Source organism: Mycobacterium paraense (assembly GCF_002101815.1).
Lineage (GTDB): Bacteria > Actinomycetota > Actinomycetes > Mycobacteriales > Mycobacteriaceae > Mycobacterium > Mycobacterium paraense.
Genome location: NZ_LQPM01000006.1, coordinates 1 through 13,218, shown reverse-complemented (window position 1 = coordinate 13,218; position 13,218 = coordinate 1). Strand labels below are relative to the sequence as shown.

The window sequence follows — 13,218 nt, the reverse complement described above, 5'->3', positions numbered from 1 at the left end:
ACCGGCGCAGTTGCCGGGCTCAGCCGAACGCCCCGGGCAGAACGTCGCGGTAGGCCGGTATCCCGGCCACCGCCTCGGCGGCGAACACCCCGACCAGCACCGCGCGGGCCAGGCAGTCGGCCGCGGCCGCCCCCACCTCGGCGATCAGCGCCGTCTCGGGCGAGAACGCGGCGGGCACCGGTTTGGCATCGACGGCCGGGGCCACCTCGACCGCCCCGGTGGCGAGCGCGAACACGGTGTCGCCGTCCAGCGGCGTGTGCGCCGGGCGGATGGTGCGCGCCAGGCCGTCGTGGGCGGCGATCGCGACCCGCCGGCACGCGGCGGCGCTCAGCGCGGCGTCGGTCGCGACGACGGCGATGGCGGTGTTCAACGGCTTCAGCGCCGTTGGCAACTCCGCGTACGCGGCGATCTGTTCGGCCGGCGGCGGCGTCAGGCCGAACTCGTCGCTCAGGCTCGCCATCCAGGGCATGCCGGTCGCGCGGTCGGCGACGTCGCCGGCGGAGTTGACGACGACGATCGCGCCGACGGTGACGCCGGGAGCGGCGGGCGTTTGCAACGTCACCGAGGCGGTCCCGAGCCCGCCCTTGAGGACGCCTGCGCGCGCCCCCACCCCCGCGCCGACGGTCCCGACGGCTATCTCTCCGCCGGCGCCTCCGCCGCCGGAAGCGGCCTCGCACGCCGCGTAGCCGAACTCCGCCGTCGGCCGGCGATCCCAGCCGCCGACCGGCAGGTCGAAGATCACCGCCCCCGGCACGATCGGCACCACGCCGCCGTCCATGCGCACGCCGCGGTCGTGCTCCTCCAGCCAGCGCATCACGCCGTCCGCGGCCGCCAGGCCGTAGGCGCTGCCGCCGGCGAGCAGCACCGCGTCCACGAAGCGCACGGTGTTGGCCGGGTCCAGCAGATCGGTCTCGCGGGTGCCGGGCGCACCGCCGCGGCAATCGACCGCGCCGACGGTGCCGGGCGGGGTGAGCACGACGGTGACGCCGCAGGCCCAGCCGGCTCCCAACGACGCGTCGGGGTCCAGTCGCTGGTGGTGACCGACGCGGATGCCCCCGACGTCGGTGATGGAGTTCATCCGGCCGGCTTTCCCATCAGCGCCAGGACCAGGTACTCCTGCAGGACGGTCAGCCACTGATAGACGTCGAAGTGCACCGCCAGCGGATGGTCGGCCGGGAGCCGCTCCGGGCCCTCCGGCCCGATCTCGAGCATGACCCCCAACGTCAACCGGATGTCGTTGACGGCCGCGATCCAGGCGTTCGCTTCTTCCTCGGTCAGCTCGAACCGGCCGCCGTTGCCCGGAATGGTATCCAGAAGCTTTTGCGCGGCAACGCGTTTCGCGTCGATGATCTCCGGCTCGTGCAGGCTGCGCAGCGCGGCGTTGAGGCTGTCGGGAGTGTCGGCGCCGGACGCGACCTCGTCGTCATCGCCGCCGTCCGTGTCGTCCGGCCTGTGGAAATCCGGGAGCAGCCGGCGCAGCGTCGGATCGCGCGGCGGTTCGGCGTTTCCCGTCTTGATGCCGGTGATCTCCTCGAGTTCGTCTGTGGGCGCGGAAGATTCACGCTCGTCGAGCAGGCCGATCATGGCGCTGACGAGGTTCTTGAGCAGGGCGGCCTCGTGGGAGGCCAAGCCGGACCGAAAACGGGGACCGCTCGCGGTCTCGACGCGCTTCCATTTGCGCACAAGGAATCCCGGACGACCTCGAGTCTCACCGGTCCTGCTGCATCGTCGCCCACAAACCGGCGGCGTGCAGCTTGGACACGTCAACTTCCATGGATTCGCGGCTACCCGCCGTGACGACCGCCTTGCCCTCGTTGTGCACCTGCAACATCAGCTTGGTGGCGTGCGGCTCGCTGTAGCCGAACAACTTCTGGAAGACATACGTCACATATGTCATCAGGTTCACCGGGTCATCCCACACGATGGTGACCCACGGGGTGGCCGTGACGTCTACCGGAGCCGACTCGCGTTGCCCGGTAGTGCCCGGCTTGGTGGGCGCTGACGCAACAACCATGGCCCCTACGATACCGAGACACACCCCCGCCGCCGCCAGCCGTTACCGTTGCGGAATGAACGAGCCGGTGCTGACCGGGTTGCTGACCGACAAGTACGAGCTGACCATGCTGGCGGCGGCGCTGCGCGACGGCACCGCGAGCCGCCGGACCACGTTTGAACTGTTCGCCCGCCGCCTGCCCGACGGCCGCCGCTACGGCGTCGTCGCCGGAACCGGCCGGCTGCTGGAAACGTTGCCGCAGTTCACCTTCGACGACGACGCCTGCGGTTTGCTGGCGCAGTTCCTCGACCCTGACACGGTGAGCTACCTTCGCGATTTCCGGTTCGGCGGCGATATCGACGGCTACGCCGAGGGCGAGCTGTACTTCCCCGGTTCGCCGGTGCTGTCGGTGACCGGCAGCTTCGCCGAATGCGTGGTGCTCGAGACGCTGGCGTTATCGATCTTCAACCACGACACCGCGATCGCCTCGGCGGCGGCGCGCATGGTCAGCGCCGCCGGCGACCGCCCGCTGATCGAGATGGGCTCGCGCCGCACCCACGAGCGGGCGGCGGTCGCCGCGGCCCGCGCCGCCTATATCGCCGGCTTCGCCGCCACCTCCAACCTGGGCGCGCAGCGCCGCTACGGGATACCCACCGAGGGCACGGCCGCGCACGCGTTCACGATGCTGCACACCCACCGAGACGGCCCGGACGAGCTGGCGGCGTTTCGCGCCCAGGTCGACGCGCTGGGCGCGGGCACCACGCTGCTGGTGGACACCTACGACGTGACGACCGGCGTGGCCAACGCCGTGGCCGCCGCCGGCACCGAACTCGGCGCGGTGCGCATCGACTCCGGCGAACTCGCGGTGCTCGTCCGGCAGGTGCGCGAGCAGCTCGACGGGCTGGGCGCCGCGCAGACCCGCATCGTGGTGTCGGGCGACCTGGACGAGTTCGGCATCGCCGCCCTGCGCGCCGAGCCGGTGGACAGCTTCGGCGTCGGCACGTCGCTGGTGACCGGCTCCGGCGCGCCGACCGCCAACATGGTCTACAAGCTGGTCGAAGTCGACGGCATGCCCGTGCAAAAGCGGAGCAGCCACAAGGAATCTCAGGGCGGGCGCAAGGAGGCGCTGCGGCTGGCGCGCCCGACGGGAACGATCACCGAGGAGGTGGTGTACCCGGCGGGCCGCGCGCCGCAGACCGCCGAACCGTGCCGGGCGCTGACGACGCCGCTGGTCCGCGGCGGCCAGGCGGTGTCGCGCCCGGACCTGTCGGCGGCCCGCGAGCTGGTGGCCTCCGGGCTGCGCAGCCTGCCGTGGGAGGGTCTGAACCTGTCGCACGGCGACCCCGCGATCCCGACGACACACGTCCGGGCCTGAGCTCCAGGGGATGACGACGTCCGACGTGTCCATGTCCGTGCCCGAGCTGCTCGCCGTCGCCGTGGCCGCGCTCGGCGGCAGCGAGCGCCCGGGCCAAGTGGCGATGGCCACCGCGGTCGAGCGGGCCTTCGAGACCGGCGAGCACCTCGTCGTGCAGGCCGGCACCGGCACCGGCAAGTCGCTGGCGTACCTGGTGCCCGCGATCGTGCGCGCGGTCGGCGATGAGGGGCCCGTCGTGGTGTCGACGGCCACCATCGCGCTGCAGCGTCAGCTCGTCGACCGCGACCTGCCCCGGCTGGCCGATTCGCTCGCCGGGGCGCTGCCGCGCCGGCCGCGCTTCGCGCTGCTGAAGGGGCGGCGAAACTACCTGTGCCTGAACAAGATCCACAACGGCGGCGCCGCCGACGACTCCGACGACGAGCGGCCGCAGGAGGAGCTCTTCGATCCGGTGGCGGCGACCGCGCTGGGCCGCGACGTGCAACGGCTCACCGCCTGGGCGTCGACGACCGATTCGGGCGACCGCGACGACCTGAAGCCCGGCGTGCCGGACCGATCCTGGTCACAGGTGAGCGTGTCGGCGCGGGAATGCCTGGGGGTGGCGCGGTGTCCGTTCGGCTCCGAGTGCTTCTCCGAGCGGGCGCGCGGAGAGGCCGGCCGCGCCGACGTCGTCGTGACCAACCATGCGCTGCTGGCCATCGACGCCGTCGCCGACTCGGCGGTGTTGCCGGAGCACGCGCTGCTGGTGGTCGACGAGGCGCACGAGCTGGTCGACCGGGTGACGTCGGTGGCCACCGCCGAGCTGACGTCGGCCGCGCTGGGCGTCGTCGCGCGGCGCATCAACCGCCTGGTGGACCCGGAGCTGACCCAGCGGCTGGAGGCGACGACCGCGAACTTCGCCGCGGCCATCCACGACGGCACGCCGGGCCGCCTCGATCGCCTCGACGACGAGATGGCGACCTACCTGACGGCGCTGCGGGACGTGGCCACCGCGGCGCGCTCGGCGATCGACACCAGGGGCGACACCAAAAGCGACCCCAGGGCGGCGGCGGCGCGGGCCGAGGCCGTCGCGGCGCTGGGCGAGGTATCCGACACCGCGTCGCGGATCCTGACGTCGTTCGCGCCGGCCATCCCGGACCGCAGCGACGTGGTCTGGCTCGACCACGAGGACAACCGGGGATCGGTGCGGCCGGTGTTGCGGGTGGCCCCGCTGTCGGTCGCCGGCCTGCTGCGCAGCGAGGTGTTCGCGCGGTCGACGACGGTGTTGACCTCGGCGACCCTGGCGATCGGCGGGTCCTTCGACGCGATGGCCGCGGCGTGGGGGCTGACCGGCGGGGAGGACGGCGACGCCCCGTGGCGCGGCCTGGACGTGGGTTCGCCGTTCGACCACGCCAAGGCCGGAATCCTGTACGTGGCAGCGCATCTGCCGCCGCCGGGCCGCGACGGCACCGGCTCGGCCGAGCAGCTGACCGAGATCGCCGAGCTCATCACCGCGGCCGGCGGGCGCACCCTGGGGCTGTTCTCGTCGACGCGGGCCGCCCGCGCCGCCACCGAGGCCATGCGTTCTCGGCTGTCGATGCCGGTGCTGTGCCAAGGCGACGACAGCACCTCCGCGCTGGTCGAGCAGTTCGCCGCCGACGAGGAGACCTCGCTGTTCGGCACCCTGTCGCTGTGGCAGGGCGTCGACGTGCCCGGGCCGTCGCTGTCGCTGGTGCTGATCGACCGCATCCCGTTCCCGCGGCCGGACGACCCGCTGCTGGGCGCGCGGCAGCGCGCGGTGGCCGCGCGGGGCGGCAACGGCTTCATGGCCGTCTCGGCCAACCATGCCGCGCTGCTGCTGGCGCAGGGCTCGGGCCGCCTGCTGCGCCGCGTCACCGACCGCGGCGTGGTCGCGGTGCTGGACTCGCGGATGGTGACCGCCGGCTACGGCGGCTACCTGCGCGCCTCGCTGCCGCCGTTCTGGGCGACCACCGACGGCGCGCGGGTTCGCGCCGCGCTGGAACGGCTGCGCACCCGGGCTAGCGAGCCAGCGTGACGAGGCCCAGCTCGTTGCCGGCGGCCAGCATCGGGTTGTTGGGCAGCACGCGCACCGTGTAACCGACCGCGCCGGCCATCGGCAGCGGCGTGGTGGTCGAGAACACCTGGTTGCCGCCCTCGGCGGTGCCCGTGTACGACATCTCGACGGTGACCGGCTCCAGCAGCGCGTCGCCGGCGTCGACCCGGCCCACCAGCGCCTGGACCGTGACCTCGTCGGGCGCCAGCCCGTCCAGCTGCACGGTCGCGGTCAGCGTCAGCTTGGAGCCGAGCACCGGGGTGTCCGGCAGGCCGGTGCTATCCACGTCGGTGATGGTGATCTTGGGCCACGCTTCCTGCGCGCGCCGCCGGTAGGCGGCCAGCTCGCGCGCCGCGTCGAACTTTGCGCCGCCGTCCTCGGCCGCGGTGGTCTTGCGCAGCGACGCCGCCGCCGGCGTGTAGTACTGCTCGACGTAATCGCGAACCATGCGCGAGGCCAGCACCTTCGGGCCGAGCGTCTGCAGGGTGTGGCGCACCATCTCGATCCACCGCGGCGGCACGCCGTGTTCGTCGCGCTCGTAGAACTTCGGCGCCACCGCCTGCTCCAGCAGGTTGTACAGCGCGGTGGATTCCAGGTCGTCGCGGCGGCCCTCGTCGGCCACGCCGTCGGCGGTCGGTATCTCCCAACCGTTTTCGCCGTCGTACCACTCGTCCCACCAGCCGTCGCGGATGGACAGGTTCAGCCCGCCGTTGAGCGCGCTCTTCATCCCCGACGTGCCGCAGGCCTCCAACGGCCGCAGCGGGTTGTTCAGCCAGACGTCGCAGCCCCAATACAGCAGCCGGGCCATCGACATGTCGTAGTCGGGTAAAAAGGCGATGCGGTGCCGCACCTCCGGCCGGTCGGCGAACCGCACCACCTGCTGGATCAGCGCTTTGCCGCCGTCGTCGGCGGGATGCGATTTGCCGGCGACGATCAGCTGGATCGGCCGCTCCTCGTCGAGCAGCAGCTGTTCGAGCCGATCCGGGTCGCGCAACATCAACGTCAGCCGCTTGTACGTCGGCACCCGGCGGGCAAACCCGATGGTGAGCACGTCGGGATCGAAAGCCGTTGCTATCCAGCCCAATTCGGCGTCCGGCGCGCCGCGCTCCTGCCACGAGCGGCGCAACCGCCGCCGGACATCCTCGACCAGCAGCGACCGCAGCTGCGAGCGGATCCACCACAGGTGGCCGGCGTCGACCTCCTGCAGCCGCAGCCACACGCCGGGATCGCCGAACGAATCCGAGCCGGCCAGCTCGCGGCCGAGCTGCAACCACTGCGGCGCCGCCCAGGTGCGGGCGTGAACGCCGTTGGTGATCGAGCCGATCGGCACCTCGCCGGGATCGAACCCCGGCCACAGCTCGTTGAACATGGCCCGGCTGACCCGGCCGTGCAGCAGCGAAACGCCGTTGGCCCGTTGGGCCAGGCGCAGGCCCATGTGCGCCATGTTGAACTTCGTCGGGTCGTCCTCCGCGCCGAGCGCCATGATTCGCGCGGTCGGCACGCCCGGCAGCAAGGCGGGCCCGCCCTTGGCCTTTGGCGCCCCATCGGCGCCGTCGTCCACGCCGTCGTCGAAGTAGAGCCGCACCATCTCGACGGGGAACCGGTCGATGCCCGCGGGCACCGGGGTGTGGGTGGTGAACACGGTGGCCGACCGCACGACGGTCAGCGCGGTGTCGAAGTCCAGCCCGGAGTCGGTGATCAGCTCGCGGATGCGTTCGGCCCCGAGGAACCCCGCGTGCCCCTCGTTCATGTGCCACACCTCGGGCGCGGGCAGCCCCTCGATGGCGGTGAACGCGCGGATGGCCCGCACCCCACCGATGCCGGCCAGGATCTCCTGCCGCATCCGATGCTCCTGGTCACCGCCGTACAGCCGGTCGGTGACGCTGCGCAGTTCGTGCTCGTTCTCGGGGACGTCGGAATCCAGCAGCAGCAGCGGAACGCGCCCCACCTGCGCGACCCAGATCCGCGCCCGCAGCTGCGCCGAGTCGGGAAGCGCCAGTTCCACCAGCACGGGTTCCCGTGCGGCGTCGGTGAGCAGCCGCAGCGGCAGCCCCTGGGGGTCCAGCGACGGGTAGGTCTCGTGCTGCCAGCCGTCGGCGGTGAGCGACTGCCGAAAGTAGCCGGAGCGGTAGTACAGGCCCACCGCGATCAGCGGGACGCCCAGATCGGACGCGGACTTCAGGTGGTCGCCGGCGAGGATGCCCAGGCCGCCGGAGTAATTGGGCAGCACTTCGGCGACGCCGAACTCCATCGAGAAGTACGCGATCGCGGCGGGCATCGCGGCACCGGCGTGCTGGCGCTGCTGGTACCACAGCGGACGGCTCAGGTAGTCGTTGAGGTCGGCGGACAGCGCGTCGAGCCGGCCCACGAATTCGTCGTCGAGCGCCAGCTCGTCGAGCCGCGCCGGGCTCACCGCGCCGAGCAGCGCGACCGGGTCGCAGCCGCACCGCGCCCACAGCGTCGCGTCGATGGCCGCGAACAGGTCTTGCGTGGGCTTGTCCCACGACCACCGCAGGTTGGTCGAAAGCTGATCCAGCGCGGCGAGACGCTCGGGCAAATGAGCACGGACGGTAAAGCGGCGAAGGGCTTTCACACGTCATTACCTTACTGAGGATTCCGGCGCCCGCAGGGCGACCGAGTGACCGTCCGGCCTCGGGCGTGTGTGACGGCGCACTAGGGTGGGTATCGGTTAGTTGTTGGGGCCGCAACGCAGCGGTCCGTCAGAGAAAGTCCCCACGACAGGAAGTTTCTGAGAGGCGAGGCATTCCGCGACGAAGCACCGCGCGGTCTCGCCACACAATCGAAACGGAGTGTTTGTGCCCGGTCGTGTCGAGATCGATAACGTCCAGCCCGTCGTCTCCTGCGGCGCGTACCCGGCCAAGGCCGTGGTCGGCGAGATGGTCCCCGTCAGCGCCGCGGTGTGGCGAGAGGGCCACGAGGCCGTCGCAGCAACCCTCGTCGTGCGCTACCTCGGGCAGCGCTACCCGCAAGTCGGCGAATCCCGCCGGATCAAGGCGGTTCAGGCCCCCGAACGTCCCGCGCCCGCCCTGGACGGCAAGGCGGCCGAGCAGCGGATCAAGCCGCTGCTGCTGCCCATGACCGAAGGCGTGGAACCGTACGTCTTCCACGGCGTGTTCACCCCCGACCGGGTCGGGCTGTGGACCTTCCGGGTCGACGGATGGGGCGACCCGATCCACTCCTGGCGCCATGGGCTGGTCGCCAAGCTCGACGCCGGCCAGGGCGAGAAGGAACTGTCCAACGATCTGCTGGTGGGCGCCGCGCTGTTCGAACGCGCGGCGACCGGCGTGCCGCGGGGGCGCCGCGATCCGCTGCTGGCGGCCGCCGAGGCGCTGCGCACCCCCGGGGACCCGGTCACCCGCACCGCGCTGGCCCTGAGCCCGGAAATCGAAGAACTTCTGGCCGCTTACCCGTTGCGGGATTTGGTCACCCGCGGCGAACAGTTCGGCGTGTGGGTCGACCGGCCGCTGGCCCGCTTCGGCGCCTGGTACGAGATGTTCCCGCGGTCGACCGGCGGGTGGGACAAGAACGGCAAGCCCGTGCACGGCACCTTCGCCACCGCGGCCGCGCAGCTTCCGCGGATCGCCGACATGGGCTTCGACGTGGTTTACCTGCCGCCCATCCACCCGATCGGCAAGGTACACCGCAAGGGCCGCAACAACTCCCCCACCGCCGCTCCCGGGGACGTGGGATCCCCGTGGGCGATCGGCAGCGACGAGGGCGGCCACGACGCGATCCACCCCGACCTGGGCACGATCGACGACTTCGACGACTTCGTCGCCGCGGCACGCGATCTGGGCATGGAGGTGGCCCTGGACCTGGCGCTGCAATGCGCACCCGACCATCCGTGGGCCCGCGAACACCGGCAGTGGTTCACCGAATTGCCGGACGGCACCATCGCGTATGCGGAGAACCCGCCCAAGAAGTATCAGGACATCTACCCGATCAACTTCGACAACGATCCCGCGGGTCTCTACGACGAGGTGCTGCGCGTGGTCCGGCACTGGATCGACCACGGCATCAAGTTCTTTCGCGTCGACAACCCCCACACCAAGCCCCCCGACTTCTGGGCCTGGCTGATCGGCCAGGTCAAAGACGCCGACCCCGACGTGCTGTTCCTATCCGAGGCGTTCACCCCGCCGGCCCGCCAATACGGCCTGGCCAAACTGGGCTTCACGCAGTCCTACAGCTACTTCACCTGGCGCACGGCCAAATGGGAGCTCACCGAATTCGGCAACGACATCGCGGCCCTCGCCGACTTCCGGCGGCCGAACCTGTTCGTCAACACCCCCGACATCCTGCACGCGGTGCTGCAGCACCACGGTCCCGGCATGTTCGCCATCCGCGCCGTGCTGGCGGCGACCATGGGCCCGGCGTGGGGGGTCTACTCGGGCTACGAGCTGTTCGAGCACCGCGCGGTGCGCGAGGGCAGCGAGGAGTACCTGGATTCCGAGAAGTACGAGCTGCGCCCCCGCGACTTCGAGGGCGCGCTGGCCGAGGGCCGGTCGCTCGAGCCGTTCATCAAGCAACTCAACACGATTCGCCGCCTGCATCCCGCGTTGCAGCAGCTGCGCACGATTCACTTCCACGGCGTCGACAACGACGCGCTGCTTGCCTACAGCAAGTTCGACCCGGCCACCGGCGACTGCGTGCTGGTGGTGGTGACGCTCAACGCGTTCGGGCCCGAGGAAGCGACCCTGTGGTTGGACATGGCCGCATTGGGTATGGAGCCTTATGAACGGTTTTGGGTGCGCGATGAGATCACGGGTCAGGAATTCCAATGGGGGCAGTCGAACTACATCCGCCTCGATCCGTCGCGGGCGGTCGCGCACATCATCAACATGCCGCTCATACCGTACGAATCCCGAATCACGCTGCTGCGTAGGAGGTGACGGGCCTTGAGCCGAACCGACGAACTCGCTGGGCTGGATCTGGCGCCCGATCCAGCTGATCTGGCGCGCCTGGTGGCGGGCGCGCATTACAACCCGCACGGCATCCTGGGGGCCCACGAGTACGGCAATCACACCGTCATTCGCGCGTTGCGACCGCACGCGCGCGAGGTCGTCGCGCTCGTCGGCGATGACCGGTTCCCGTTGCAGCACATCGAATCCGGCCTGTTCGCCGTCGCGCTGCCCTTCGTCAACCTCATCGACTACCGGCTCGAGGTGACCTACGAGGGCGCCGACCCCCACGTCGTCGCCGACGCCTACCGCTTCCTGCCCACCCTGGGCGAAGTCGACCTCCATCTCTTCGGCGAGGGTCGCCACGAACGGCTCTGGGAAGTCCTCGGCGCCCATCCCCGCTCGTTCACCACGGCCGACGGCACGGTGACCGGGGTGTCGTTCGCGGTGTGGGCGCCCAACGCCAAGGGCGTCAGCCTGATCGGCGAGTTCAACGGCTGGACCGGCAACGAGGCGCCCATGCGGGTGCTGGGCTCGTCGGGGGTGTGGGAGCTGTTCTGGCCCGATTTCCCCGTGGACGGCCTGTACAAGTTCCGCGTGCACGGCGCCGACGGCGTGGTGACCGAGCGGGCCGACCCGATGGCCTTCGCCACCGAGGTGCCGCCGCACACCGCGTCGCGCGTGACCCGCAGCAGATACACCTGGTCCGACGGCGACTGGATGACGCGGCGCGCGCAGCGCAACCCGGTGTTCGAGCCGATGAGCACCTACGAGGTGCACCTGGGATCCTGGCGTCCCGGGCTGAGCTACCGCCAACTGGCCCGCGAGCTCACGGATTACGTGGTGGAGCAGGGGTTCACCCACGTGGAGCTGCTGCCGGTCGCGGAGCACCCGTTCGCCGGCTCCTGGGGCTACCAGGTCACGTCGTACTACGCGCCCACGTCGCGATTCGGCACGCCGGACGACTTCCGCGGGCTGGTCGACGCCCTGCACCAGGCCGGTATCGGCGTCATCGTGGACTGGGTCCCGGCGCACTTCCCGAAGGACGCCTGGGCGCTCGGCCGGTTCGACGGCACCCCGCTCTACGAGCACGCCGATCCCAAGCGCGGCGAGCAACTCGACTGGGGGACCTACGTCTTCGACTTCGGCCGTGCGGAGGTGCGCAACTTCCTGGTGGCCAACGCGCTGTATTGGCTCGAGGAATTCCACATCGACGGCCTGCGGGTGGACGCGGTCGCATCGATGCTCTACCTCGACTACTCGCGTCCGGAGGGCGGCTGGACGCCGAACATCTACGGCGGCCGGGAGAACCTGGAGGCGGTGCAGTTCCTGCAGGAGATGAACGCCACCGCGCACAAGGCCGCCCCCGGCATCGTCACCATCGCCGAGGAGTCGACGTCGTGGCCGGGCGTGACGCGGCCGACAAACCTTGGCGGGCTTGGCTTTTCGATGAAGTGGAACATGGGCTGGATGCACGACACGCTCGACTACATCAGCCGCGACCCGATCTATCGCAGCTTCCACCACCACGAGATGACGTTCTCGATGCTGTACGCGTTCAGCGAGAACTACGTGCTGCCGCTCAGCCACGACGAGGTGGTGCACGGCAAGGGGACCCTGTGGGGCCGGATGCCGGGCAACAACCACGTCAAGGCCGCGGGGCTGCGCAGCCTGCTCGCCTACCAATGGGCCCACCCGGGCAAGCAATTGTTATTCATGGGACAGGAATTCGGTCAGCGCGCCGAGTGGTCCGAACAGGGCGGTTTGGATTGGTGGCAGCTCGACGAACAGGGTTTCTCCAACGGCGTTCTGCGCCTGGTGCGCGACATCAACGAGATTTACCGCAGCCACCCCGCGCTGTGGAGCCAAGACACCATTCCCGACGGCTATTCCTGGATCGACGCCAACGATTCCGCCAACAACGTGTTGAGTTTCCTCCGATATGGAAACGACGGGTCGGTAATGGCGTGCGTATTCAATTTCGCGGGTGCGGAGCACAGCGGCTACCGCCTCGGCCTGCCCTACGCCGGCCGCTGGCGCGAGGTGCTCAACACCGACGCGACCATCTATAACGGCTCGGGGATCGGCAACATGGGCGGGGTCGACGCGACCGAGGACCCGTGGCACGGACGGCCGGCGTCGGCCGTGATGGTCCTGCCGCCCACGTCGGCCTTGTGGCTAGAACCCGAATAAAAAGCGATCCGCGGGGCTTATACCGCCTGCAATGCGATAAGTAAAGCACCATTTAAACGCCACTCCAGCAATGGCGAGCTACTTTCCGGATTTCGGAAAGTCTGGATATGATCCAATCCCCAGGCGTCACCGCCGACTCGCCGTACTCGCTGGGAGGCATGCATGTCGTTCGTGTTCGCGGTACCAGAAATGGTTTCGGGGGCGGCGTCGGATTTGGCGAATATCGGTTCCACAATTAGCGCGGCCAGCGCGACGGCGGCGGCGCCGACGACGGGAATGGTGGCCTCCGCCGCGGACGAGGTGTCGGCGAGCGTCGCGGCGTTCTTTTCCGCACATGCCGCGGAGTACCAGGCGATCAGCGCGCAGGCGGAGGCCTTTCATTCGCAGTTCGTGCAGGCGGTGGCGTCCGGCGCGATGTCGTATGCCGCCACCGAGGCCGCGAACGCCTCACCGCTGCAGGGCGTCGAGCAGCAGCTGCTCGGCCTGATCAACACGCCCACCGAGCTGCTGCTGGGCCGACCACTGATCGGCAACGGCGCCAACGGGGCGCCGGGCACCGGGGCGCCGGGCGGCGCCGGCGGCATCCTGCTCGGCAACGGCGGCGCCGGCGGATCCGGGGTACCCGGCGGGCCCGGCGGTAACGGCGGGCCCGCGGGCCTCTTCGGCGTCGGCGGGGCCGCCGTTACCG

At 70.4% G+C, this 13,218-nt stretch carries 9 protein-coding genes and 1 pseudogene; 6 read left to right on the top strand and 4 right to left on the bottom strand.

The genetic code is table 11. From position 1 onward, the window contains the following. Nucleotides 1-19: 19 nt before the first annotated feature. From AWB89_RS03470 to clpS, 3 genes are read right to left on the bottom strand one after another with little or no spacing between them, the layout of a single operon-like run. Entirely contained in the window at nucleotides 20-1,078 is a 1,059-nt protein-coding gene (locus tag AWB89_RS03470) for a P1 family peptidase (RefSeq protein WP_085171609.1), read from the bottom strand. Then, the gene (gene aosR, locus AWB89_RS03465) at nucleotides 1,075-1,683 is read right to left on the bottom strand and encodes an oxidative stress transcriptional regulator AosR (RefSeq protein ID WP_085171607.1); all 609 of its coding nucleotides are present in this window, start codon (nucleotides 1,681-1,683) and stop codon (nucleotides 1,075-1,077) included. The genes AWB89_RS03470 and aosR overlap by 4 nt, the downstream gene beginning before the upstream one ends. A gap of 25 nt (nucleotides 1,684-1,708) precedes the next feature. Continuing rightward, the gene (gene clpS, locus AWB89_RS03460) at nucleotides 1,709-2,014 is read right to left on the bottom strand and encodes an ATP-dependent Clp protease adapter ClpS (protein WP_085094080.1); all 306 of its coding nucleotides are present in this window, start codon (nucleotides 2,012-2,014) and stop codon (nucleotides 1,709-1,711) included. A 55-nt stretch (nucleotides 2,015-2,069) separates the two neighbouring features. Here clpS and AWB89_RS03455 point away from each other — a divergent pair, with 55 nt between their 5' ends. Beyond that, nucleotides 2,070-3,368, top strand: a complete 1,299-nt coding sequence (locus AWB89_RS03455; protein ID WP_085094078.1) for a nicotinate phosphoribosyltransferase — start codon at nucleotides 2,070-2,072, stop codon at nucleotides 3,366-3,368. A gap of 10 nt (nucleotides 3,369-3,378) precedes the next feature. Next, complete coding sequence (locus AWB89_RS03450; protein ID WP_085171605.1) at nucleotides 3,379-5,400, top strand: ATP-dependent DNA helicase; 2,022 nt, start codon at nucleotides 3,379-3,381, stop codon at nucleotides 5,398-5,400. Here the strand turns inward: AWB89_RS03450 and glgP are convergent. Further along, complete coding sequence (gene glgP / locus AWB89_RS03445) at nucleotides 5,384-8,011, bottom strand: alpha-glucan family phosphorylase (protein ID WP_085171603.1); 2,628 nt, start codon at nucleotides 8,009-8,011, stop codon at nucleotides 5,384-5,386. The two genes, AWB89_RS03450 and glgP, sit on opposite strands and share 17 nt — an antisense overlap. Nucleotides 8,012-8,234: 223 nt before the next feature. On the opposite strand from glgP, the gene AWB89_RS03440 reads away from it, so the two are divergent. The 4 genes and pseudogenes from AWB89_RS03440 to AWB89_RS27820 all read left to right on the top strand — a co-directional run. Further along, the gene (locus tag AWB89_RS03440) at nucleotides 8,235-10,328 is read left to right on the top strand and encodes an alpha-1,4-glucan--maltose-1-phosphate maltosyltransferase (protein ID WP_206601242.1); all 2,094 of its coding nucleotides are present in this window, start codon (nucleotides 8,235-8,237) and stop codon (nucleotides 10,326-10,328) included. A 6-nt stretch (nucleotides 10,329-10,334) separates the two neighbouring features. Then, nucleotides 10,335-12,530 carry a 1,4-alpha-glucan branching protein GlgB gene (gene glgB, locus AWB89_RS03435; protein WP_085171599.1) on the top strand — a complete coding sequence of 732 codons (2,196 nt, stop codon included), beginning with the start codon at nucleotides 10,335-10,337 and terminating at the stop codon, nucleotides 12,528-12,530. Between the two features lie 162 nt (nucleotides 12,531-12,692). Next, a pseudogene (locus AWB89_RS27825) lies at nucleotides 12,693-12,914 on the top strand (PE family protein); the annotation flags it as partial. Between the two features lie 99 nt (nucleotides 12,915-13,013). Continuing rightward, nucleotides 13,014-13,218, top strand: a 205-nt coding sequence (locus AWB89_RS27820) for a PGRS repeat-containing protein (protein ID WP_338152737.1), incomplete at its 3' end; no start/stop codon positions are given.